Origin of the sequence: Alkalihalobacillus sp. NPDC127517 (genome assembly GCF_050276055.1) — a bacterium.
Taxonomy (GTDB): domain Bacteria; phylum Bacillota; class Bacilli; order Bacillales; family Bacillaceae_D; genus Alkalicoccobacillus.
Genome location: NZ_JBNNQX010000023.1, coordinates 1 through 22,712, shown reverse-complemented (window position 1 = coordinate 22,712; position 22,712 = coordinate 1). Strand labels below are relative to the sequence as shown.

The window sequence follows — 22,712 nt, the reverse complement described above, 5'->3', positions numbered from 1 at the left end:
TCCTTTTCAGCAGGTCGTGGCATTACGCCATTTGGCCTGCTTTTTCAACCACTTCTTCAATGCGGCCAACTAGACGGAATGCGTCTTCTGGCAGATCATCGTATTTTCCATCAAGGATTTCGCTGAATCCTTTGATTGTTTCTTTAAGTGGTACATACGAACCTTTTTGGCCAGTGAACTGCTCCGCTACGTGGAAGTTTTGGCTTAGGAAGAATTGGATACGACGCGCACGTGCAACGACAAGCTTGTCATCCTCAGATAGCTCTTCCATTCCTAGGATCGCGATAATATCTTGAAGCTCACGGTACTTCTGAAGTGTCTGCTGAACGCGACGAGCGACAGAGTAATGCTCTTCTCCTACAACTTCTGGAGAAAGCGCGCGAGATGTTGATGCTAATGGATCCACAGCTGGGTAGATACCCATTTCAGTTAGCTTACGCTCAAGGTTTGTTGTTGCATCCAAGTGAGCGAACGCTGTTGCTGGTGCCGGATCCGTGTAGTCATCGGCTGGTACGAAAATCGCTTGGATCGATGTAACAGATCCTTTTTTCGTACTTGTAATACGCTCTTGTAATTGACCCATCTCTGTTGCTAGTGTCGGCTGGTAACCAACGGCAGATGGAAGACGTCCAAGTAGGGCAGAAACCTCTGAACCTGCTTGTGTGAAACGGAAGATGTTATCAATGAAAAGTAGTACGTCTGCGCCTTGCTCATCACGGAAGTACTCTGCCATTGTTAATCCACTTAGTGCTACACGCATACGGGCACCAGGTGGCTCGTTCATTTGACCGAATACCATCGCTGTTTTCTTGATAACGCCGGCATCTGTCATCTCATGATACAAGTCATTTCCTTCACGAGTACGCTCTCCTACACCGGCGAATACAGAGATCCCGCCGTGCTCTTGAGCCACGTTGTTGATAAGCTCCTGAATCAGAACGGTTTTACCTACTCCCGCTCCACCAAATAGTCCAACCTTACCACCCTTAGTATAAGGAGCAAGTAAGTCTACTACTTTAATTCCTGTTTCAAGGATTTCAGTAGCTGTTGTTAACTCATCAAAAGCAGGTGCTTCGCGGTGAATTGGGTCACGACGAACGCCACTTTCTACTGGGTCTTTGAACTTAAGGTCAATCTCGTCACCTAGTACGTTGAATACACGACCAAGAGTCGCTTCTCCAACTGGTACAGAGATTGGTGCACCTGTGTCAACAACGGCTGTTCCACGAACAAGACCGTCTGTTGAGCTCATTGCAATCGTACGAACCGTATTGTTACCAAGGTGTAGGGCAACTTCTAAGGTTACGGAAACTTCAACCGCACCTGATGCGCCACCTTGCTGATTTATCGTTAAGGCATTGTTAATTAAAGGAAGGTTGCCATCGACAAATTGAACGTCAACAACAGGTCCTGTAATTTGAATAATACGCCCTGTGCTCATCTTTTTCCCTCCTATTTAGATCGGCTTCCTACTACTCGAGAGCGGCTGCTCCACCGACAATTTCTGTGATTTCCTGCGTAATAGCCGCCTGACGTGCACGGTTATAGGAAAGTGTTAAGTCATCAATCATAGAGTTTGCATTATCCGTTGCAGCACTCATCGCTGTCATTCTTGCGCCAAATTCACTGGCCTTACCATCAAGCAGTGCTCCGAAAATCAGGCTCTCTGCATATTGAGGTAGCAATTGGTCAAGAATGGCTTGTTCATTCGGCTCATAAATGTACGACGCACCCGCGCCTGATTGTTCATCCTCAATACCCGCAAGCGGCAATACTTTGCTTTCTGTTGGGATTTGAGAAATCGGGTTCACGAAGTGGTTATGCCAAATGTATAACTCATCAAAGACCTGATCAGCAAACATTTCAACTGTCGTACTTGTTAGGTTCTTAATATCACTGAACTCCGGTTGGTCTGCTACTTGAATCATTTCTTGGATAATTGGAAGTCCACGTCCTTTTAAAAGGTCACGGCCAATTCGTCCAATGACGATCAATGCATACTCATCCGTAGAGTTATGTCGCTCGTTAAGGGTTTTTGTTAATCTACGAACCAGATTACTGTTATATCCGCCGGCAAGTCCCGTGTCAGATGTGATAACGATGTAACCTGTTTTCTTTACCGGACGTTGTTCAAGTAATGGATGTGTCGCATCAGAGCCACTTGCAGCCATACTTGAAACCACTTCACGAATCTTTTTCACGTACGGGTCAAAGGACTGTGCCTTTTCCTGTGCACGGTTTAGCTTAGAAGCTGCAACCATTTGCATCGCCCGTGTGATTTGTTTCGTTTTCTTAGTGGACGTAATCCGGTTTTTAATATCACGCAATGAAGCCATTCATTTCACCACCTTTATTCAAAACTTGGGTCTGGATCGCCTTAGCTATCAGATACGTTAAATCCTTTTTTGAACTCTTGAATTGCTGCTCTAAATTCGCCGTCATCAGGTAGATTACCTGTTGTACGAATATGGTCAAGCAAGTCTTTTTTGTTGTGGTCAAAGAATGTAAATAGTTCTGCTTCAAAACGAAGAACATCTTTAACTGGAATATCATCTAAGTATCCATTAACAAGCGAGAAGAGAATAGCTACTTGCTTTTCAACTGGAACTGGTTTGTTTAGGTCCTGCTTTAAGATCTCAACTGTACGTACCCCACGGTTCAGCTTCGCCTGTGTTGCAGCATCAAGGTCTGATCCAAATTGAGAGAAGGCCTCTAGCTCACGGTATGAAGCAAGATCAAGACGCAGTGTACCTGCTACCTTTTTCATCGCTTTAATTTGAGCTGATCCACCTACACGGGATACAGAGATACCCGGGTTAACGGCTGGACGTACACCAGAGTAGAATAGGTCTGATTGTAAGAAGACCTGTCCGTCTGTGATTGAGATTACGTTTGTTGGAATGTATGCTGATACATCACCAGCTTGTGTCTCGATAAATGGTAGAGCTGTGATTGAACCAGCGCCTTTATCGTCACTTAGCTTCGCTGCACGCTCAAGTAAGCGAGAGTGAAGGTAGAATACATCCCCTGGGAATGCCTCACGACCTGGAGGACGACGTAGCAATAGGGACATTTCACGGTAAGCAGCAGCTTGTTTTGAAAGATCATCATAGATCACAAGTACGTGCTTGCCGTTATACATGAACTCCTCTGCCATTGTTACTCCAGTGTATGGAGAAAGGAAAAGCATTGGTGCCGGATCAGATGCACCAGCAGATACAACGATTGTGTAATCAAGCGCACCACGTTGGCGAAGTGTTTCTACAACGTTTGAAACGGTTGATTCTTTTTGACCGATCGCAACATATACGCAGATCATGTCTTGGTCTTTTTGGTTCAGGATTGTATCAATCGCAATTGATGTTTTTCCTGTTTGACGGTCACCAATGATTAACTCACGCTGACCACGACCAATTGGAATCATGGAATCAATTGACTTAATTCCTGTTTGAAGTGGCTCGTGTACAGACTTACGATCCATTACACCAGGTGCACTTCCTTCAATTGGACGACTCTTCGTTGTGTTGATTGGACCAAGTCCATCAATTGGTTGTCCAAGTGAGTTAACAACACGTCCAAGAAGCTCTTCTCCAACTGGAACCTCCATGATACGACCAGTACGCTTAACCTCGTCACCTTCACGAATACCAAGGTAAGGGCCAAGAATGATGATACCAATCGTGTTCTCTTCCAGGTTCTGAGCCATACCCATCACGCCATTTGAGAACTCTAGTAATTCACCAGCCATTACATTCTCAAGACCATGAGCGAACGCAATTCCATCCCCAACGCGGATAACTGTTCCTACGTCTTGAACTTCAACATTTGCTTCATAGTTCTCAATTTGCTGCTTAATCAGCGAGCTAATTTCTTCAGCTTTAATGCTGCTCATTTTGATTCACCCCTCACTATTTGCTACCGATTTCCTGTTAACAGGTTTCGTTCTAGACGGTTTAATTGACCTTTAATGCTACCGTCATATATGCGATCGCCGATGCGGACTCTAAGTCCACCAATCAGCTCTGTGTCTACTTTATTTGTTGCGATGAGACGGCTTTTCTCTGCTTTTGGAGCAAAGATAATCTCAACTTGCTTTAATTCTTCATCTGTTAAAGGCTTCGCAGAGTATACAGTCGCTTCTGCGATGTTTAACAAATCATGATGTAATTGCTTATAGGCTTTAGATAATTCAGGGACAATCGTAAAGCGTTGACGCTCCAGTAAAAGAAGCAATGTATTTAATACATCTTGGCTCACCTTACCTGCAAAGCTGTTACGAATAACATTCTGCTTTGCTACGAGTGTTACCTTAGGGTGTTGAATGGTCTTTTCAAGCTCAGGCGTACCTTGTAAAACGGATTGGATGATCTCTAGCTCTTCGCCCGTTTGTTCAAGTGTACCTTTTGACTGAGCCAATTGAAAAAGAGCAACCGCGTAACGATTTGCTACCGCTTGGTTGCTCATAGCTCTTCGCCCGCTTGTTTAAGATAGTCTTGAATCAACTGTTCTTGAGCCTTTTCATCCAATTCTTTCTCAATAACCTTCTGGGCAATTAAGACTGATAAAGACGCGACCTGTTCGCGAAGAGCCACAACAGCTTGGTCTTTCTCATTTTGGATTTCAGCAATAGCTGTATTTTTCATACGCTGAGCTTCTTCTTTCGAGGCTTTGACAATGTCCAGCCCCTGCTGCTCGCCTAATTTTTTTGCATTTTCAATGATTCCTTGCGCTTCTTTTTTCGCTTTGTTTAATTCTTCACGCTGCTGGTTAAGAAGTTCTTCCGCATCTTTACGATTGCGTTCTGCTGAATCAATTTGGTCGTTAACTAGCTTCTCACGTTGCTCCATGATGCCTAGTAGAGGTCTAAGAGCAAATTTGCTCAATAAACCAAGTAGAATAACAAAACCAAGTAATTGAACAACAATTGAACCCCATGGTATTTCAAATCCCATGATTGTGTACTCCTTTCGTCGCTATACATAAGGAATGGCGAAGGTTCAAAAAATGAACACAGTCGCCATTATTATACGATCGTACTAATTAACCACCGATTCCGAAAAGCATTAGGATTGAGATAACAATCGCAATGATCGGCACAGCCTCAGCCAATGGTACACCAATAAACATAAGTGTTTGAAGGGTTGACTTAAGTTCTGGTTGACGAGTAACACCTTCAAGAGTTGCTTTAACGATGATAGCAACCGCGATCGCACCACCAATAGCGGCGAAACCAGCTGCAAGAGCAATACCTAAAAATAACATAATTCATGTTCCTCCTAGTAAAATAGTTTTTTATTATATAGTTTGTCCAAAGATTGGACGGTGTTAATAAATTAATGTGCCTCGACTTTATGAGACATGTACACCATTGCTAGCATGACAAAAATGTATGCTTGTAAACTACCAATGAAAATACTGAATGCTTGCCAAATGATTAACGGAACTAGGGAAGTTACTGCAGATAAAACATACATTAACGGACCTGCTCCCTCAATACCAAAACCGGAAACACCAAATGTAACGATGAGAATCATTAGAATCTCTTTTGCGTAGATGTTACCAAATAGACGCATACCAAGCGTTAGCATGTTAGCAATTTCCTCAATGATCTTAAATGGTAGCAGCACCCAAACAGGTGTTACGTAACCTTTTAAGTATCCATTCAATCCATTTATACGTATGCCATAAACATGTGTTAGCAATACGACAAAAACAGAAAGAGAAAGAGCTAATGCCGGATCGGATGTTGGAGATTTCCACCAAACCTCATGCGTTTCCTTGTTGTAAATCTCAAAAGGAATCCCTAGCATATTACTAACAAATACGTAGAATAGTAGTGTTACAGCCAATGCAATAAAACGGCCGCCTACGTCCCAACTCATATTCGCTTTTATAATGTTTCGACAAAAGTCTACTGACCATTCTAAGAAGTTTTGAAGCTTCCCAGGACGAACAGATAAATTGCGTGTGCCAATAAAGAAGAGTAGAAATATAATTAAACTTGCGACAAACGACATGAGTATCGTTGAGGCATGGAAAGTAAGTCCATATATTTCCCATTTGGCCATTACATGCTCCACACACCATCACCTCTCTTTAGAAAAAAATTTTCGTACGCTGTCAATGAATAGCATAGCGTATACGGATGAAAAGCCCACCAAAACAAACCTGACATCTAACCATTGTGGAAGAATAAGTGCTAAGTACACAACAGCCACCGGAATAAGGATTCGCAAAATGACGTTTACCCCAATGAGTAATGACATGATCCGATTCTTTTTTAAAGCAACATGTCCTATGATTTTTGCATCAATGAAGTTCAATACAAGATTCATAAGTCCTGCAGCTAACCCAGCGAGAATACTTAGAAACAAGATACGAAACGAGGTAGCAAAATATCCCGTCATGCAAATAGCGGCGCATACTCCAAGTATCGTCGCATATCTTTTCATATTTGTTTCGAGTTCACCTGTCATCATCACCGTCTCCTAAAAATGGCTGAATCACCTTATACATTCCGTAACAGCCTGTTAAGAGTCCAATAAACAGAAAGATGATTAGAAATAATGGCATCGTTCCTAACTTACGGTCAAGCCACAAGCCAAAAAATAAGCCACCAACTACTCCTCCAACCAAACACGAGGATATCATTGAAACTAATCCTGCTGTTTTCCAAAGGTTCGTCGTTTTTTGCTTCGGCATGTTAGCCTCCAAACAATAAAAAAACATAGAAAACTAACGTTAATATGTAACCCTTATCATTTGTCCCTAGTTATCGTACAATAGCGAAACCCTTGTGTCAACGGTGTTTTGCCCTGAAACGAAAGAGGTTCCCAAGGTTATTCACAATTGTTCACACTTTAGCCATATTGCCTGTAAGATTTTCCAAGAGACACTTCTTAAGGATACGTTGCTTTCAAAAAAAACTCAAGAGAAAACGCTTTCTCTTGAGTACTTTTTTATTCCTTCTCTTCTTCAATTTGAATCATCGACTCAATAATGTCCTGTTGCCCCTCTTGTTTTGCATAAACAAGAGCCTTATATGTTCCAGGGGGTAAGCTTACTTGGGTGACCTCGCCTTGAACCATTCCTCGGTCTGAATGATCACGTGTTTCTAAATAGGATAAAAATTGAAACGTATCGGGATCATAGAGCGCAATGCCTGATTCTTCTGCCCCTCCAGGTAAATAGTATTCATATCTGTACGTATTCGGTTTATCTCCGTGCGCAAATTGGAATGCCATCACACGCGGATAATCCGGTTCCTCCATAAATAAAATGTATGGAACAAAAATGTCTTCTTTTCCACCTGTGACTCGAATTTGATCATAATGGATTCCTTCACCTAAAATAGATGGCATCAAGTCCAACGACAGCGTCACGTTTTCTTTCTCTTTAGGTTTTAACGTAACGGCAGGTGGCGCTTGCCACTCCATTCCATCAAGAAGAACAAATGGCGGATCAATGTGATATGTGTTTGTTTGATCACTTTGATTTTCAATTGTAATCGTGACAGAACGTTTTTCTCGAATATCTGTTTTTGAATATTTTCCAAATGTAATCGCTCCCGGGTAAACCAGCGTATCCAAAGCTAATGCCTTATCAACCTGTAAGCGACCTGCTCCCTGCTCGTGCGGGGCATAACGCTCATTTTCCTTATTCATTAAAGACTTTGCGGAGTTCATTAATGCTGCTTTAATTTGTTCAGGTGACCAGTCTGGATGAGCCTGCACAAGGAGGGCCGCTGCACCAGCCACGTGAGGCGCAGACATGCTTGTGCCATCAAGACCCGTGTATCCTCCAGGAACTGTGCTATCAATGCTCATTCCTGGTGCAACAAGATCCGGCTTCACTTCCCACGAAAACGTCACAGGGCCTCGCGAGCTAAACGGAGCTAAAAAGTCCTGTTCTTTTCGGTACACGGTTCGAATCATTGATGTATGGGTAGATTCAAGTTCATCTAACAGCCATTCTCCATCTTCCTGACTGAGTGTCCCTGCAGGAATTTGTTGGGGCTTCTCCGTCCCTCCCGCAAATGAGCCCGATGTGTTGTTATAAATTAACACGCCAATAGCCCCTGCTTCTTTGGCAACTTTTATCTTATCTTCAAATGAAATGCGTCCTCGTTTAACAAGAACAACTTTTCCATTCGCATCAAGATCATGATAATCATCCTCTAATCCAAATGCTGCATCTATATATGGAAAGTCTCTGCGTAAAGTCCAGCGTTCAGTTCCTTTCAGCGCATGTAGCGGCAATTCCTTATCCTTACTTGGAATGGTGATATAAGGTGTTTGCATCGGTGGAGCCGAAGCACCAACAGAGATCGCCTTCTCAGCTGTTCCCGGTGATCCAACCGTCCACATCGCCGGTCCACTATTCCCACTGGAAGTGACCGCAACCACACCTTCCTCAACTGCTTTATCAAGAGCCAAACTGGTTGGCCAATCCGGTCCATTTACCGTGTTCCCAAGGGATAGGTTTAACACATCCACCCCATCTGACACCGCTTTTTCAATTGCTTCAATGACCTGTTCCGTTGTCCCTTGTCCTCCTGGACCAAGTGCGCGGTACGCATAAATCTCCGCCTCTGGCGCTACACCCTGCACTCGCCCGTTTGCACCAATGATGCCTGCCACATGAGTGCCATGTAACGTAGGTGGCCCTTGGGAAACAAGCGTCTCCATTGGATCATCGTCCGAATCAATGAGATCATAACCGCCCTTATAATTCCGCATAAGATCAGGGTGAGTATAATCAATGCCCGTATCGATGACCGCTACCTTCACACCCTCCCCCGTTAACCGGTGGCCTTCCGCATCAAGCATCCCGCGTACAGATCCTGCCCCAATAAACGGAACACTTTCCTCAAGCGCCGCATGATACGTCGCTATTTCATCCACGCGCTCTACATGACGTAGTGACTTAACCCGATCAACCTCTGTAGAAGGAAGACTCATTGAAAAGCCGTGATATAGCGTAGAAAAGGTTTTGCGTATTGAACCACTTGGAATCTGAGCCGAGACCTCCGCTTTTACCTGATCCAATTTGCCATCTTCCGCCGCTACAATCACTATCGTTTCTTCCGCCGCTACAATCACTATCGTTTCTTCCGCCCGTTCTCCCACAGACGTTTGCACAGGTAAATTCGGATACAACACTTCTGCCTCCGCCTGCACCGGCATTAAGCCACACAAGATCAGCAGCAGCCATACACAACGCTTCTTCAAACACTCACCTCCCATGCCTTTTGTATCCTAAATAGTATGAGGGAAAGTGTCGCTCCTTATGCACAAAAAAAGACCCAAACGCCACATGTGCGTCTGAATCCTCTTGAGTTTGAATTCTTATTTCGTACCGAAAAGTCGGTCACCAGCATCACCAAGACCCGGAACAATATATCCGTGATCATCTAATTTTTCATCCATCGCCGCTAAATACAAATCAACATCAGGGTGCGCTTCATTTAACGCCTTAACCCCTTCAGGTGCAGCAACGAGGCACATTAACTTAATGCTTGTTGCCCCACGCTTCTTAATCGCTGAGATTGCATCAATTGCAGAACCACCTGTCGCAAGCATCGGATCGATAACAATAAAGTCACGCTCCTCAACATCCTTAGGTAGCTTCACATAATACTCAACTGGCTTTAATGTCTTTGGATCACGATACAACCCAACATGACCTACCTTAGCAGCAGGAATCATACGCAAAATTCCGTCTGTCATTCCAAGCCCCGCACGTAAAATCGGAACCACACCAAGCTTCTTACCAGCAATACGATTCGCTTTCGCCGGACCAACAGGCGTTTCCACCGTTGTCTCCTCAAGCGTTAAATCACGTGTAATCTCAAAAGCCATCAGCGCCGCAACTTCCTCTACCAGCTCACGAAACTCCTTCGTGCCCGTTTCTTTATCACGAATATATGATAATTTATGCTGAATGAGAGGGTGATCGAAAACAAATACTTTACTCATGGCCATCGCTCCTTAAATTGAACTTTCCTTAAAGCATTCTAGCGGAAACAAGCTCCTTGTTCAAGTGGGAATCCTTAAAAGTTGATGGAGAAAGGGTTTTGGGTGGGGGTTGGTGTGGAGGGTGCGGGGTCTTGGTGTTTGAGCCGGAGTTCTTGGTGTTAAGTGCGTGGGGCTTGATGCTGGGTTCTTTCTTCTTGGTGTGGAGGGTTCGGTCTTGGTATCTGCTCCGCACTTCTTGCTATCGGCCCTCTCGTCTTGTTTGGACCCCCGCTTTTTCTTGGTATTTATCGCGTTCCTCTTGGTAAGGCGCCTGGGATCTTGGTTTTTCTGCCGTTCTTCTTGGTAACGACCCAGATGTTCTTACTAAGATGAAAAATGTTCATTTTTTTCCTTTTGTCAGTGGATGTTCTTGGTTTTGTAGTCGTTCTTCTTAGTGTTTGCTCCAAGGTCCTTGGTGCTGGTTTCTTTCTTCTTGGTGTGGAGGGTTCGGTCTTGGTATCTGCTCCGCACTTCTTGCTATCGGCCCTCTCTTCTTGGTGGGACCCCTGCTTTTTCTTGGTATTTTCCGCGTTCCTCTTGGTAAGGCGCCTGGGATCTTGGTTTTTCTGCCGTTCTTCTTGGTAATGACCCAGACGTTCTTACTAAAATGAAAAATGTTCATTTTTTTCCTTATGTCAGTGGAGGTTCTTGGTTTTGTGGTCATTCTTCTTGGTGTCTGCTTCAAGATCCTTGGTGTCGAGTTTTTTCTTCTTGGTATCAAGGGTTCGGTCTTGATATCCGCTCCGCACTTCTTGCTATCGGCCCTCTCTTCTTGGTGGGACCCCTGCTTTTTCTTGGTATTTATCGCGTTCCTCTTGGTAAGGCGCCTAGGGTCTTGGTTTTTCTGCCGTTCTTCTTGCTCCCATCCCAAACGTTCTTACTAAAATAAAAAATGCGCATTTTTTTCCTTTTGTTAGTGGAGGTTCTCGCCCACCACCAAAAAACCTCCTCCCACAACGGGAGGAGGTACTTAGGTCTTATAGATTCGGATACATCGGATATTTTGCTGTAAGATCAGCTACGCGCGTACGCACTTGTTCGGCGACTTCTTCGTTGTCGACGTTTTTAAGTGTGAGGGCGATTAATTTTCCGACTTCTTCCATTGCTTCTTCGTCAAATCCACGTGATGTGACAGCAGCTGTTCCTAGACGGATACCGCTTGTTACAAATGGGCTTTGCGGATCGAATGGAATGGTGTTTTTGTTTGTTGTGATACCAACGTGGTCAAGCGCTTTTTCTGCTACTTTTCCTGTTAGTTCTAGTGATTGAAGGTCCATTAGTAATAGGTGGTTGTCTGATCCGCCTGAGACTAGGTTGATGCCTTCAGATTGTAAAACTTCACCAAGTCGTTTTGAGTTGTTGATGATGTTTTGTGCGTATGTTTTAAATTCTGGTTGTAGGGCTTCACCAAATGCAACAGCTTTTGCTGAGATGACGTGCATAAGTGGTCCGCCTTGGATACCAGGGAAGATCGATTTATTTAGGGCTTTTCCAAACTTTTCGCCCATTTCTTCGTTTGTTAGAATGATTCCGCCACGTGGTCCGCGTAATGTTTTGTGCGTTGTAGATGTCACAAAGTGTGCGTGCGGTACTGGATTTTGATGCAGGCCAGCTGCAACAAGTCCGGCGATGTGCGCCATGTCGACCATGAGGTATGCGCCAACTTCATCAGCGATTTCACGGAATTTAGCAAAGTCAATTTCACGTGGGTATGCACTCGCACCAGCCACGATCATTTTCGGTTTGTGTTCAACTGCAAGCTCACGTACAACATCGTAATCGATACGGTGCGTTTCTTGGTCTACGCCGTACTCAACAAAGTTGTATTGTACGCCACTAAAGTTTACTGGGCTACCGTGAGTTAGATGTCCACCGTGAGATAAGTTCATTCCCAGAACCGTATCTCCATGCTCAAGGACTGTGAAGTAAACAGCCATGTTCGCTTGGGCTCCTGAGTGGGGCTGGACGTTTGCGTAAGCAGAGCCGAAGATTTCATTTACTCGCTCTTGAGCAATTTCTTCTACGATGTCTACATATTCACAACCACCATAATAGCGGCGCCCTGGGTAACCTTCTGCATATTTGTTTGTTAATACAGAACCCTGAGCCTCCATTACCGCTTCACTAACAAAGTTCTCTGATGCAATTAATTCAATTTTATCGCGCTGACGGCCTAGCTCCAAATTAATTGCTTCTAGAATTTTAGGATCTTGCTTCTTTAGATTCTCCATTACCCATTCCCCTCTCAAAAACCGCTCTCATTCGGTTTTAGACTGTTTCTAATTAGATTCATCTATATACTATCATAGATTTCAGCGTATTTCCGTAATATTTGCGGACTTTTATTAAAATCATTCTGTTTTTTCTTATTCATAAACGGCCCTCACGCCACCAATTAGCTTTGGACGAGTGATCGCCATTGTGACATGCGCTGCGCCAATTTCTTTCACTGTGCTCCTGACCGGTACAACCACTGGTTTTAAATGCATACCAATGAATGTGTCGCCGATATCAATACCGGCATCCGCGCGAATGGTCTCGACTAAAACAGGGTGTTCCATTTGCGAAAAAGCGTATTCAGCCATCGCTCCTCCCGCTTTGCGAACAGGAATAGCGGACACAGGCTCATACATTCGCGCTTTTGCTGTTTCTACACTTACAACAAGCGCGCGATTCAAATGCTCACAGCATTGAAACGCAAGCGCCACACCCGTTTTCTTTTGATAAGCAAGAAGCGTTTGGTAAATCGCAATCGCTGCTTCCTTGGATCCATTTGTGCCAATATGTTCACCAATGACTTCACTTGTACTTGTTCCAATCACAAGCAGGTCACCCGACGTGAGTGGTTTTGCCAGGTGCAGATCTTCTAATAGCTTTGCAAGTGATAACGTAATTCCCTCAGTTAGTGAACTCATCGTTCGAATCTCCTAGCACTCGTAATTTGAAATTTTCCCAATTCGATTCGCATGACGTCCGCCTTCAAATTCAGTTGTTAGCCATGTACGCACGATTTCTATTGCGACTCCGGGTCCAACAACGCGCTCACCCATTGCAAGCATATTGCTATCGTTGTGCTCGCGAGTCATTTTTGCTGTGAATAAGTCGTGAACAAGTGCACAGCGGATGCCCTTTACCTTGTTCGCGGAGATGGACATGCCAATGCCTGTCCCACAAATTAAAATGCCGCGATCAAATGTGCCATCAGCTACTTTTTCAGCTGCCGGAAAAGCATAGTCTGCATAATCAACGGAAGCAGTTGAATCTGGCCCAAAGTCCTCGTATTCATGTCCAAGCTCTGTGATTACTGATTTAATACTATCTTTTAACTCAAATCCTGCGTGATCTGAAGCAATCGCGATTTTCATAAAGGTTCCCACCCTTGTTAGATTTAAAAAAACGCCTAAATCGGTCTTAGGCGCTTTTCTTCTGTATCTATATTGTAAACCTTTCGATCGTGGTCTTCAATCTCTTCGCTTGAATTGATAGTTCATGCGCCGCTTTTGCGGTATCTGCAATGGTTGCTGTTTGATCGTTTGCAAGCTCTGTGACACTTGTTGAATCACGTGACGTCTCTTCGGCAATCGCAGCTACTTCCTCGGATGCTCGTGATGTGATTTGAATGGCTTCCATCTGCTTATCAACCATGCCTGTAATCTCCGAAATAACGGCAGCCACTTCGTCTACTGCGCGAGTCATTTCCTTCATCGTCCGACTTGTTTCCTCGCCTTTTTTGGATTGTTCATTCGCTTCAGCCACTTGTTCGCTAATTTGGCGAACAACATTTTTTACTTCTGATTGCATCGTATGTACGAGCTCTGTGATACTTGCCACTGCTTGCGCGCTTTCATCCGCTAGCTTCCGAACTTCCTCAGCCACAACAGCAAACCCTTTACCTTGCTCACCTGCCCGTGCTGCTTCAATCGAAGCGTTTAATGCAAGTAGATTCGTTTGACCAGCTATTTCACCTACAAGCGAAATGATCTGCTCCACCTCACCTGCTTGATTTTCTAGCTTTTTTACCGCACCAAGAGAGGCTTGGTTATTCTCTGCAAGCAAACGGATGCCTTCTACTAAATTCTTAATGACACTTCTACTTTCATTAAGATTGTTTACAAGCTGTTTCGAAGACGTGCGGGATTGATCAGCCCGACCTTTTACTTGCTCTGCAATCTGTTTTGCTTCATTCATTGAGTGCGCATTTTTGCGGCTAACTTCAGCTGATCCTACGGCTGCTTCCGAGATCGATTGGAGTGTTTCTTCCATTTGCAACACTCGCGAGGAAGCAAGCTCAGAAGAGTTCGTCATATGGCTGACTCTTTCCTCCGTTGCTACAAAGCTTGAGTCAATGTCCTGCACCATTCTGCGTAGGTTCAAAAGCATTTCATTGTACGCTTCGCCAAGTGCACGGATCTCATCATCTGAGCCTGTAATTAACACATCCTCTTGTATGTCGCCTGCGGCAGCTTTTCTAGCAGAAGCTTCTAGTCGGTTAAGCGGCTTGGTAATATAACCAGCTGCAAAAAAGCAGAGAATTCCTGTCCAGAGGATACCAGCAATCAACGTAAGAATCGTGAACACTTCACTATTTATGCCAATCCACTCAGCTAAATAATCGGATAACACAAAGATAAACAACGCGCTAATTCCATATGTAACTAGTGCCAAGCCACTTACGCCAAGGACTAGCTTTTTGCGGAGACTAAATCGATATGATGGTTTTCCCTGTTCCAACTCAACATCCCCTTATGCTCACTTATTCCATTTTTGAAGTAACCTATTAATGCTTTGATCAAGGTCACGAGCCACTTGATCATACTCTTCTTTTGGTCCGCCGATTGGATCACCAATCTCTCCACCCGTTTCAACGTACCCTTTTAACGTGTAGACCTTCTCTGTTGCTTCTGGATGCCTAATGCTGAGCATGTCTTTGTGACTCGTCGTCATTGTTAAAATGATATCTGCCCAGTCAATTAATTCAGCCGTCACTGGCTGCGAGACATGTTGGTGGCGAATGCCACGCTCACTGAGGACAAGTTGTGTCCCTTCAGACATAGGTATCCCAGGCCAAGCTGTAACTCCTGCTGATTGAACAGAAAGCTGATCCCCTGCTTTTTCTTTTAAAAGGTATTCAGCCATTGGGCTCCGACAAGTGTTTCCTGTGCATACGAATAAAACATTTTTCAAAATGGACATCCCCTTTTTCATTTTGTATCCCACAAAACAAAGTATTGTCCTTATTCTAACATCTCTTTCACATTAAAGCGGAAACATAATCTTGATCCCAAACCCAATCAGGATACACCCTCCTAGAAGCTCGCCATAAATACCGATATACTTTTGAAAATTTGCCCCGATTAGAAGTCCAAGCCATGATAGCACCATGCTGATAAAGCCAATTAGCGCAACGGTTAAAATCGTCTTTGCTCCAAGAATGCCAAAGCTGAGTCCCGCTGAAAAGCTATCAAGACTTACACTGATCGCAAAAGCCATTAACCCCCAGCCAACCGGCTTTAAAAAGGAGTTATCCTCTGTTGAAAAGGCAGAGAGAATCATCTGCAGGCCAATTAATAAAAGCAGGCCTCCCCCAATATAAATGGCCACCATATCAAAGTAGGTTGAAAGCCATTTACCAGTTGCCATTCCGAGGAGCGGCATCGCTACATGGAACAACCCAATCGTTAAACCAATCCTGAAAATTTGGCGGCCACGCAGTCCCAGCATTCCCATACCAAGCGTGACGGAAAAGGCATCCATTCCAAGTGCTGCTGACATAATTAATATCGTCACAAATTCACTCATTGTTTACTCACTCCTTGAACATGCTACTTGAATGTATGCATGGACAAGGAAAAATAGACAACCTATCTGATAAGGGAGGTGATACAACAAAATAATGGGGCTGCTGAGACATAATATTAATGTAGATAGTAAAACACGAATATAGCACGGTACCCGCTACAGGAGAATCCCTCGCTTTCCGCGGGTACGGCCTCAGCCCCTACCGCGGAAAAGCACCGCTGCAGTGTCTTCACCTCGCACTGTTTCCGCTGGAGTCTCGGGTTCTCCCTCCGCTAGTTTTTTAAATCACAAATAGCGAATGATTCTGTAATTGAATCATTCGCTATTTTCTAATTGATTTTTAGTTAAAGTTATGTCCCAAACTCAATTTTTACTTACTATTTAATCATCCGTCCACCGGCAGCTTTTTCGAGTCGGTTCATAATAGCAGCACCTACTCCGTGTTCATCAAAGACCTCTGAGAATATGACGTCGATCTCTTGATCATCAAAGGCTCTAAGTCCGTGGTAAAGAAGTGCAGCCGTTGTGGAGAGATCCCCATCTGATCCACACGCGTAAACAAAATCTGCATCGTAACGATTTACGCGTTCTTCCGTTGTGAGCACTCCGACTCGTTTTCCCTCAGCCCGTGCTTTGGTTGCAAGCTCCTGGATCAGCGCCCGGTCACGAACAAGTGTTAAGCTTCCTTTCGGTGCGTAGTGGGTGTATTTCATTCCTGGTGACTTTGGTGCTTGTCCATCGTCTACAAGTGCTTGGTCTAGCTCCACATGCCCACAGACCTCTGTAAGCTCTTCCCTCGTAATGCCACCGGGTCTGAGAATCATTGGCGTCTCGCCACTAATATCTAAAACCGTGGATTCTACACCAACACCTGTTGCCCCCGCGTCAACAACACCGGCAATACGTCCTTCAAGATCTGTCCACACATGATCCGCTGTGGTTGGGCTCGGTCTACCGGACAGATTTGCGCTTGGTGCCGCCACTGGTACTCCTGACTTTTCAAGGAGTTCGCGCGCAACCGAATGGGAAGGCATCCGAATCGCGACAGTTGAGAGTCCTGCTGTGACATTTGTAGGTACCTTGTCATTTGCACGAAAAATAAGCGTAAGCGGTCCTGGCCAATAGGCGTCCATTAGTTTTTCAGCGATCGGCGGGATCTCTGTCACCAGTTCCTTTAGCCCGTCTCGTGTCGCAATATGAACAATAAGCGGATTATCATTCGGGCGGCCCTTTGCTTTAAAAATATCGGTAACCGCTTGAGGGTTTAACGCATTTCCACCAAGTCCGTACACCGTCTCGGTCGGGAAAGCCACCACGTGTCCGTCCTTGATTAAATTTGCCGCTTCTTGTAGATCGCTTTCTATATTCTGAAGATTTGCTGACTTATTCACATTCCATCGTTTTGTCTGTATATAACTCATAGCACAGCTCCTATCCTCCTTATTTTGTGATTTGGTTTGCCTTTTGTCAAATTTGTCTGCGTATTCTGCATAAAGCCTTTTATATCAACGGTTTTAGTCTACTAAATTCGTAGTGAAAATAAAATAAAAACGTCTGTTCTCCTAACGAGAATAAGGTTACCCACACCTGTGGATAACCTGTAGATAAGCCGTCAGTTCTTCGTTTTATTCACATGATTGTTCAAGTAATTCACAGGCGAAAATCGACACGTTTTTATTTTCAGATTGTTTAAAATGTGATAATCGTTTTATCTCATCAGGTACATGTTCAAGCTTCATTTGCCTGAATTGTAACTGTTCAAAAAACACACCAGCTTGTCTTGTTAATAAATAGACTTCCTTTAACTCCAGCTTACGACCATACGCCAAGGCAGCTTCTAGAAAGCCCATACCTTTTGCAGGCGTAAAATAATCGGTTTCTAGCACTAGAGATCGCAGTAACCCGTAATCACCCGCTGGTTCAAGACCAATGATTCCCACAATCTCATTATCTATGGTTTCAGCTACTAAAAAGTAGCTGGTAATATTTCTCGCATCGTCCTCATGAAGCCCTGCGCGTGCAAGTAATCGTTGAATCTGCAGAAGATCGTGATCTCTAGCCTGCCTGAATACCATTGTCATTCGGATACGCCCCTTTTTAGGTCTTTGCATCATCCTATGCGGGGCTTGTCTATCGTATTACTGATTTGTCGCAACCGTCGTTGTATCATCACCAAACAGACTATCAAACAATCCTTTAAAGAAGTCTACGAAGAAAAACGATACTTCCACTTCATCTTCTATCTCATCTACTACCTCAACCTCTTCTACTTCTTCTTGTGGCACTGCATTACTTTGATCCATATCAATAAAGCATAACGGCGGGAAAAGTACACACCACCAGTTTTCACCAAGACCCTCGCCAAGTGTAATTAACACCGCTTGATATTCTCCAGCAGGATACACAAGATTTCCGTACAGCTTTGTCGGAAAATCTACTTGTTCAAAATCAACGTGATATTCTTGATTGAGACCTTTCGCTGCAAGCTCTGCTTCCACAATTGCTTCCACTTCGCCAAGCTTTGATTCAATCACTTCCACTGCTTCCTGCTTTGATTCAATTCCCGTTACCCATTCAGTGATAGAGGCATTCACCTGATCACGAATGTCACGCTTTAACTTTTGATCCGCAACAGAATCGCTATTTGCAAGGATACGTAAACGAATGGCATCCTCTTGACTCACTTCTTGATGGAACGCAGCAATCGCTTGGTTTCCTTGGTCTTCCCAGCTTATGATTAACACGAAAAAAGAGAATAATAGATAAATAATAGCTTGTGGTTTCATGACCAGCACCATCCCTTCCTCCCTATTGTGGTCGGGATAGTCCGGCTCTAAACCTATAACTCTTCGACAAAATCTCCGTAGGCCAGTACGATGCGATCCTTTTTATTAATGTCAAAACGGACCTCAGTTTTTGTTCGTGGAAAGGCTGTTTGTAGCATCTGTCTCACGGCCTCTCCTTGACCCGCACCTACTTCAAATGCAACCAGCGCACGAGGCTTAGCAACTTTTTTAATTTGCTGCGTTAGCTTACGGTAGCAATCAAGACCATCAGTGCCTGCAAATAAGGCAAGCTCCGGCTCATGCTCCCGCACGTGAACAGCAAGGGTCGGCCGGTCCGATTCAGGGATATATGGCGGATTGGAAACGATGATATCAAACGTTTGGCCAGACTGTATAAAAGGTTCTAACAGATCTCCTTGATAAAAGCTGATCTTTGCCTCATGTGCCGCTGAATTTTTCTTTGCCATTACCAGCGCTTTTTCCGAGATATCGCTCGCCGAAAGTATTAATGATGTGTCTTCAAGGGTTAGTGTCGTCGCAATGATGCCACTACCCGTTCCGACATCAACTGCATCAAGTGTGGTGGCGTCTGGGAAAATAGCCTTTCTCCGTTCAAGCACTGCGATGATAAGTTCCTCTGTTTCCGGCCTTGGAATGAGGACATCACTCGACACCTGAAACGGGCGACCGTAAAATTCTTCGTACCCAATCAAATGCTGAACCGGGTGACCTTTTCCAAGCATGTGGACATCCTGTTGATACGCATGAAACAAGTCATCTGGCAGAACGTCGTGAAAACGCGCAAATAAACCAGCACGATCAACACCCAGGTGATGGCGGAGCAGCCATTCACCAGCCATTGTTTCCACGTCTCTCTCCTCCAAAAAAGAAGAAGCCCAACGGAGGGCTTCATGTATCGTTTGACTCATCTTAATCTTCAGCCCGTTCCATCAGCTCAGACTGTTCTTCCATAATTAACTGATCAATAATCTCATCAAGCTTCCCTTGCAAAATTTGCTCCAGCTTTTGCAATGTCAGGCCGATACGATGATCCGTTACCCGACTTTGTGGGAAATTGTACGTACGGATTCGCTCAGAACGATCGCCTGTACCAACCGCTGTTTTACGCGTTTCATCGTATTCAGCTTGGATTTCACGATTGATCTTATCGAATACACGCGCACGTAGGATCTTCATCGCTTTTTCCTTGTTTTTAATCTGAGATTTCTCATCCTGCATGGAAACCACCGTGCTGGTTGGTAAGTGAGTTAAACGAACCGCCGACATCGTTGTATTTACACTTTGTCCACCAGGGCCACTTGAAGCGAATGTATCCACACGAATATCCTTCTCATGGATTTCAACCTCAACCTCTTCTGCCTCAGGAAGAACCGCAACCGTTGCTGTAGACGTATGAATACGACCACCAGACTCAGTAGAAGGAACACGTTGCACACGGTGTGCTCCGTTTTCATACTTCAGCTTGGAGTACGCACCATTTCCATTAACCATGAAAATAATTTCCTTGTATCCACCAAGCTCCGTCGTTGTCGCTTCCATCACTTCAATCTTCCAGCCTTGAGCCTCTGCAAAGCGGTGGTACATTTTATAAAGGTCACCTGCAAACAGCTGCGCCTCGTCTCCACCAGCCGCTCCGCGAATCTCAACGATTACGTTTTTATCATCGTTTGGATCCTTAGGCAGAAGTAAAACACGCAGACGATCTTCAAGCTCCTGAGATTGAGATGAAAGTTCTGCAATTTCCTCTTTCACCATTGCGTACATCTCATCATCCAGCTTCTCTTCAATCATTGCCTTCGCATCTTTTAACTGCCCCGATACATCCTTGTATTCGCGGTACGCTTGAACTGTATCCTCAAGCCCAGACTGCTCCTTAGAATACTCGCGCAGACGCTTTGTATCACTAATAATATCTGGATCACTTAATAATTCATTTAACCGATCATATCTGTCCTCTAAAGACTGCAAACGATCAAACATGTCTTCACCTCATAATCTAATATCCGTACATAGCATAACGTTCTAAGTATAGTATATAGGCACCCCTCGGTCAATGTGACCCCGAAGCGTGCCGGTCTTTTTTATACCAGAGGTAAGCGTCGATGAGTTCGAAGATGGCGAGGGCTGTGAGAAGGATTGTGAGAAGGATCAATCTCCAGAGTGGTGCCTCAACAATAAACCATAATAAAACCATGATCGCCCCAACAAAAATCGGGAAAAACTTTGAAAGCTTAAAGCGCCTTTCCGGAATTCGCTTTCCCGGGCCAAGATTTGTACCCTTCCCAATCTTACGAGATACAAAAATGACAACGCTCAAGAACAAAGCATAAAAGAAACTTCCATTTATAATATAGACTGTCGTAATGAGCCAAACCGATAATAAAATTGAATACGTTTTCTCGCTAACCATTAATTGACTCCTTGTGATGTAGCTCCTGTTGTTCTTTTTTGTACCAGAGGTAGGAATCGATGAGATCAAATGCGGCTATTAGAAGAATGAGTAGAGTTGCTACGATTTGTCTCCAGAGAGTGATGTTTAGAAAATCAGGGAGCCAAAGAACTACGATTAGGGCGACCCAGAAAACAATTAAAACTTTTGACGCAGTGAACTTTGCTTTTGAAGAAGCCCCCCACAACCCAATCTGACCATTATATCCAATTGTTGCTCCAAGTGTTGTCGCCCCAACCATAATTAAGGTATGAATCCAACCAACACTTAATACAACCGCGAAAATTAAAAGTACAATAGGTAGAAAGAATAGCTGTTTCTTTTCACTAATCAATGGAGCACCTCCTTTTAGCTAACTATACGTTCTCATCCGACTTTCGGTTTCGTTCTTCCAGTTCCTGTATTTCACGCTGTTCTTTTTTGTACCAAATATAAGCGTCGATGATTCCAAAAATGACGAATAGTACGATGAGTGCGGTTGCCAAAATAAGGCGCCATGCAGAGTCTGAAAGTCCTCCCAACCAAATCCAAATGACGATTCCAACCCAAAATAACGAATTAAGCAAGGTGTTCCGCAATCGTTTACTCGCCCATTCTCCCCACAGCCCCGATTGAACATGGTAGGAGATGGCCGCCACGATTATAATGCCCGCAGAATAAAGAATCGTTCTTATCCAATCCAATCCAGCAATCAGACATAAACAGAAAAAGAACAAAGGAATAAGAATCACATGATATTTTAATGTAAGCATACGCACACCCCCCATTTCTTCCGACTATACATCATTCCAAAATATAGCACAAATAGAAAGATAGATTTTATGTGGTAGGCGTTTGGAAGGAATGGTTCGAGCTTTGTTCTTGCCAGCGTTGATGTTCTTGGTTGTGCTCCGTTTCTTCTTACTTCCTCTTTCATTCTTCTTAGTGTGAGAGGGGTTGTTCTTGGTATCGAGGTCTCGGGCTTGGTATTTGGTTCGTTCTCCTTGTTATCGACCTCTGTTTCTTGGTGGATATAGCTCCAGGCTTGGTGGATTGACCGTTTTTCTTGCTAACGCTCTCTGGTTCTTGATTAAAATTGCTTTCTCCTTGATTGGGTGGGGTTTGTTCTTGGTATTCCTTCTCACGCTCACATTGGTGCTGGAATCTATCTAGTGCAGGGGTCTTTGTTCTTGGTATTCCTCTGCACCTTCTTGCTAACGCCAATGCTCTTGGTTGTGCTCCGTTTCTTCTTACTTCCTCTTTCATTCTTCTTAGTGTGAGAGGGGTTGTTCTTGGTATCGAGGTCTCGGGCTTGGTATTGGGTTCGTTCTCCTTGCTATCAGCACCTGTTTCTTCGTGGATGCGGCTCCGGGCTTGGTAGACGGCCTGTTTTTCTTGCTAAGGCTCTTCACTTCTTAGTTAAATTTGCTTTCTCCTTGATTGGGTGAGGTTTGTTCTTGGTATTCCTTCTCACGCTCACATTGGCGCTGGAATTTCTCTATTTTTCTTGCTCCCGGGTTCCCCCATCTTGGTCACTTAGCTCTCAGACATTCGCCTCACCCCCTCCCCCCATCGAGTAGGAGGATAATCATTAATTGATTATCCGACCTCTCACACCACCGTACGTACGGTTCCGTATACGGCGGTTCAATATCTTGCGTA

Annotated in this window: 26 protein-coding genes; all 26 read right to left on the bottom strand. The window is 44.3% G+C overall.

Annotated features, from left to right (window positions below; genetic code table 11):
• Positions 1-22: 22 nt before the first annotated feature.
• The 26 genes from atpD to ACQKKO_RS20135 all read right to left on the bottom strand — a co-directional run bounded on the left by atpD (position 23) and on the right by ACQKKO_RS20135 (position 21,823).
• Positions 23-1,441, bottom strand: a complete 1,419-nt coding sequence (atpD, locus tag ACQKKO_RS20260; protein WP_498650347.1) for a F0F1 ATP synthase subunit beta — start codon at positions 1,439-1,441, stop codon at positions 23-25.
• A 31-nt stretch (positions 1,442-1,472) separates the two neighbouring features.
• Complete coding sequence (atpG, locus tag ACQKKO_RS20255) at positions 1,473-2,336, bottom strand: ATP synthase F1 subunit gamma (protein WP_498650346.1); 864 nt, start codon at positions 2,334-2,336, stop codon at positions 1,473-1,475.
• Between the two features lie 41 nt (positions 2,337-2,377).
• Positions 2,378-3,892, bottom strand: coding sequence for a F0F1 ATP synthase subunit alpha (atpA, locus tag ACQKKO_RS20250; RefSeq protein ID WP_498650345.1), 1,515 nt, complete (start codon positions 3,890-3,892; stop codon positions 2,378-2,380).
• A 23-nt stretch (positions 3,893-3,915) separates the two neighbouring features.
• Positions 3,916-4,464 carry a F0F1 ATP synthase subunit delta gene (locus ACQKKO_RS20245; RefSeq protein ID WP_498650343.1) on the bottom strand — a complete coding sequence of 183 codons (549 nt, stop codon included), beginning with the start codon at positions 4,462-4,464 and terminating at the stop codon, positions 3,916-3,918.
• Positions 4,461-4,952 carry a F0F1 ATP synthase subunit B gene (gene atpF, locus ACQKKO_RS20240; protein ID WP_498650342.1) on the bottom strand — a complete coding sequence of 164 codons (492 nt, stop codon included), beginning with the start codon at positions 4,950-4,952 and terminating at the stop codon, positions 4,461-4,463. The genes ACQKKO_RS20245 and atpF overlap by 4 nt, the downstream gene beginning before the upstream one ends.
• 88 nt (positions 4,953-5,040) lie before the next feature.
• Complete coding sequence (gene atpE / locus ACQKKO_RS20235; RefSeq protein WP_251607426.1) at positions 5,041-5,262, bottom strand: F0F1 ATP synthase subunit C; 222 nt, start codon at positions 5,260-5,262, stop codon at positions 5,041-5,043.
• Between the two features lie 71 nt (positions 5,263-5,333).
• Complete coding sequence (atpB, locus tag ACQKKO_RS20230) at positions 5,334-6,080, bottom strand: F0F1 ATP synthase subunit A (protein WP_498650340.1); 747 nt, start codon at positions 6,078-6,080, stop codon at positions 5,334-5,336.
• A gap of 6 nt (positions 6,081-6,086) precedes the next feature.
• Positions 6,087-6,476 (bottom strand): ATP synthase subunit I, encoded by a 390-nt coding sequence (locus ACQKKO_RS20225; protein WP_498650338.1) that lies wholly within the window; start codon positions 6,474-6,476, stop codon positions 6,087-6,089.
• Positions 6,466-6,702, bottom strand: a complete 237-nt coding sequence (locus ACQKKO_RS20220) for an AtpZ/AtpI family protein (protein WP_498650337.1) — start codon at positions 6,700-6,702, stop codon at positions 6,466-6,468. The genes ACQKKO_RS20225 and ACQKKO_RS20220 overlap by 11 nt, the downstream gene beginning before the upstream one ends.
• A gap of 257 nt (positions 6,703-6,959) precedes the next feature.
• The gene (locus ACQKKO_RS20215) at positions 6,960-9,230 is read right to left on the bottom strand and encodes a S8 family serine peptidase (RefSeq protein ID WP_498650335.1); all 2,271 of its coding nucleotides are present in this window, start codon (positions 9,228-9,230) and stop codon (positions 6,960-6,962) included.
• Positions 9,231-9,347: 117 nt separating this feature from the next.
• On the bottom strand, positions 9,348-9,977 hold the full coding sequence (upp, locus tag ACQKKO_RS20210) for a uracil phosphoribosyltransferase (RefSeq protein ID WP_498650333.1): 630 nt from the start codon (positions 9,975-9,977) through the stop codon (positions 9,348-9,350).
• Between the two features lie 430 nt (positions 9,978-10,407).
• Complete coding sequence (locus ACQKKO_RS20205; RefSeq protein ID WP_498650331.1) at positions 10,408-10,887, bottom strand: hypothetical protein; 480 nt, start codon at positions 10,885-10,887, stop codon at positions 10,408-10,410.
• Between the two features lie 106 nt (positions 10,888-10,993).
• Positions 10,994-12,247, bottom strand: coding sequence for a serine hydroxymethyltransferase (gene glyA, locus ACQKKO_RS20200; RefSeq protein ID WP_498650330.1), 1,254 nt, complete (start codon positions 12,245-12,247; stop codon positions 10,994-10,996).
• A 135-nt stretch (positions 12,248-12,382) separates the two neighbouring features.
• Positions 12,383-12,931 carry a TIGR01440 family protein gene (locus ACQKKO_RS20195; RefSeq protein ID WP_498650329.1) on the bottom strand — a complete coding sequence of 183 codons (549 nt, stop codon included), beginning with the start codon at positions 12,929-12,931 and terminating at the stop codon, positions 12,383-12,385.
• 12 nt (positions 12,932-12,943) lie between these two features.
• Positions 12,944-13,381 carry a ribose 5-phosphate isomerase B gene (rpiB, locus tag ACQKKO_RS20190; RefSeq protein ID WP_498650328.1) on the bottom strand — a complete coding sequence of 146 codons (438 nt, stop codon included), beginning with the start codon at positions 13,379-13,381 and terminating at the stop codon, positions 12,944-12,946.
• A gap of 67 nt (positions 13,382-13,448) precedes the next feature.
• Complete coding sequence (locus ACQKKO_RS20185; protein WP_498650326.1) at positions 13,449-14,747, bottom strand: methyl-accepting chemotaxis protein; 1,299 nt, start codon at positions 14,745-14,747, stop codon at positions 13,449-13,451.
• An 18-nt stretch (positions 14,748-14,765) separates the two neighbouring features.
• Complete coding sequence (locus ACQKKO_RS20180; RefSeq protein ID WP_498650374.1) at positions 14,766-15,209, bottom strand: low molecular weight protein arginine phosphatase; 444 nt, start codon at positions 15,207-15,209, stop codon at positions 14,766-14,768.
• A 63-nt stretch (positions 15,210-15,272) separates the two neighbouring features.
• Complete coding sequence (locus ACQKKO_RS20175) at positions 15,273-15,815, bottom strand: manganese efflux pump MntP (protein WP_498650324.1); 543 nt, start codon at positions 15,813-15,815, stop codon at positions 15,273-15,275.
• A gap of 377 nt (positions 15,816-16,192) precedes the next feature.
• Entirely contained in the window at positions 16,193-17,236 is a 1,044-nt protein-coding gene (locus tag ACQKKO_RS20170) for an L-threonylcarbamoyladenylate synthase (RefSeq protein ID WP_498650322.1), read from the bottom strand.
• A 204-nt stretch (positions 17,237-17,440) separates the two neighbouring features.
• Complete coding sequence (locus ACQKKO_RS20165; protein WP_498650320.1) at positions 17,441-17,896, bottom strand: GNAT family N-acetyltransferase; 456 nt, start codon at positions 17,894-17,896, stop codon at positions 17,441-17,443.
• Positions 17,897-17,953: 57 nt separating this feature from the next.
• Entirely contained in the window at positions 17,954-18,601 is a 648-nt protein-coding gene (gene spoIIR / locus ACQKKO_RS20160) for a stage II sporulation protein R (RefSeq protein WP_498650318.1), read from the bottom strand.
• 53 nt (positions 18,602-18,654) lie between these two features.
• Positions 18,655-19,530 (bottom strand): peptide chain release factor N(5)-glutamine methyltransferase, encoded by an 876-nt coding sequence (gene prmC / locus ACQKKO_RS20155; RefSeq protein WP_498650316.1) that lies wholly within the window; start codon positions 19,528-19,530, stop codon positions 18,655-18,657.
• Between the two features lies 1 nt (position 19,531).
• Complete coding sequence (prfA, locus tag ACQKKO_RS20150; protein WP_498650315.1) at positions 19,532-20,602, bottom strand: peptide chain release factor 1; 1,071 nt, start codon at positions 20,600-20,602, stop codon at positions 19,532-19,534.
• Between the two features lie 70 nt (positions 20,603-20,672).
• Entirely contained in the window at positions 20,673-21,032 is a 360-nt protein-coding gene (locus ACQKKO_RS20145; protein WP_498650314.1) for a hypothetical protein, read from the bottom strand.
• On the bottom strand, positions 21,025-21,405 hold the full coding sequence (locus ACQKKO_RS20140; RefSeq protein WP_498650312.1) for a hypothetical protein: 381 nt from the start codon (positions 21,403-21,405) through the stop codon (positions 21,025-21,027). Before ACQKKO_RS20140 ends, ACQKKO_RS20145 begins: the two co-directional genes overlap by 8 nt.
• 22 nt (positions 21,406-21,427) lie before the next feature.
• Positions 21,428-21,823, bottom strand: coding sequence for a hypothetical protein (locus ACQKKO_RS20135; RefSeq protein WP_498650310.1), 396 nt, complete (start codon positions 21,821-21,823; stop codon positions 21,428-21,430).
• Positions 21,824-22,712 lie beyond the last annotated feature (889 nt).

Excerpts from the sequence above, each read along its gene's own strand:
- spoIIR (WP_498650318.1), bottom strand. The coding sequence starts at position 18,601 with ATGAAACCACAAGCTATTATTTATCTATTATTCTCTTTTTTCGTGTTA.
- atpE (WP_251607426.1), bottom strand. The coding sequence starts at position 5,262 with ATGTTATTTTTAGGTATTGCTCTTGCAGCTGGTTTCGCCGCTATTGGT.
- ACQKKO_RS20195 (WP_498650329.1), bottom strand. The coding sequence starts at position 12,931 with ATGAGTTCACTAACTGAGGGAATTACGTTATCACTTGCAAAGCTATTA.
- prfA (WP_498650315.1), bottom strand. The coding sequence starts at position 20,602 with ATGTTTGATCGTTTGCAGTCTTTAGAGGACAGATATGATCGGTTAAAT.
- ACQKKO_RS20170 (WP_498650322.1), bottom strand. The coding sequence starts at position 17,236 with ATGAGTTATATACAGACAAAACGATGGAATGTGAATAAGTCAGCAAAT.
- glyA (WP_498650330.1), bottom strand. The coding sequence starts at position 12,247 with ATGGAGAATCTAAAGAAGCAAGATCCTAAAATTCTAGAAGCAATTAAT.
- prmC (WP_498650316.1), bottom strand. The coding sequence starts at position 19,530 with ATGAGTCAAACGATACATGAAGCCCTCCGTTGGGCTTCTTCTTTTTTG.
- ACQKKO_RS20180 (WP_498650374.1), bottom strand. The coding sequence starts at position 15,209 with ATGTCCATTTTGAAAAATGTTTTATTCGTATGCACAGGAAACACTTGT.
- atpD (WP_498650347.1), bottom strand. The coding sequence starts at position 1,441 with ATGAGCACAGGGCGTATTATTCAAATTACAGGACCTGTTGTTGACGTT.
- atpA (WP_498650345.1), bottom strand. The coding sequence starts at position 3,892 with ATGAGCAGCATTAAAGCTGAAGAAATTAGCTCGCTGATTAAGCAGCAA.
- ACQKKO_RS20175 (WP_498650324.1), bottom strand. The coding sequence starts at position 15,815 with ATGAGTGAATTTGTGACGATATTAATTATGTCAGCAGCACTTGGAATG.
- ACQKKO_RS20145 (WP_498650314.1), bottom strand. The coding sequence starts at position 21,032 with ATGGTTAGCGAGAAAACGTATTCAATTTTATTATCGGTTTGGCTCATT.
- ACQKKO_RS20220 (WP_498650337.1), bottom strand. The coding sequence starts at position 6,702 with ATGCCGAAGCAAAAAACGACGAACCTTTGGAAAACAGCAGGATTAGTT.
- ACQKKO_RS20135 (WP_498650310.1), bottom strand. The coding sequence starts at position 21,823 with ATGCTTACATTAAAATATCATGTGATTCTTATTCCTTTGTTCTTTTTC.
- rpiB (WP_498650328.1), bottom strand. The coding sequence starts at position 13,381 with ATGAAAATCGCGATTGCTTCAGATCACGCAGGATTTGAGTTAAAAGAT.
- ACQKKO_RS20165 (WP_498650320.1), bottom strand. The coding sequence starts at position 17,896 with ATGACAATGGTATTCAGGCAGGCTAGAGATCACGATCTTCTGCAGATT.
- atpG (WP_498650346.1), bottom strand. The coding sequence starts at position 2,336 with ATGGCTTCATTGCGTGATATTAAAAACCGGATTACGTCCACTAAGAAA.
- upp (WP_498650333.1), bottom strand. The coding sequence starts at position 9,977 with ATGAGTAAAGTATTTGTTTTCGATCACCCTCTCATTCAGCATAAATTA.
- atpF (WP_498650342.1), bottom strand. The coding sequence starts at position 4,952 with ATGGGATTTGAAATACCATGGGGTTCAATTGTTGTTCAATTACTTGGT.
- ACQKKO_RS20225 (WP_498650338.1), bottom strand. The coding sequence starts at position 6,476 with ATGACAGGTGAACTCGAAACAAATATGAAAAGATATGCGACGATACTT.
- ACQKKO_RS20245 (WP_498650343.1), bottom strand. The coding sequence starts at position 4,464 with ATGAGCAACCAAGCGGTAGCAAATCGTTACGCGGTTGCTCTTTTTCAA.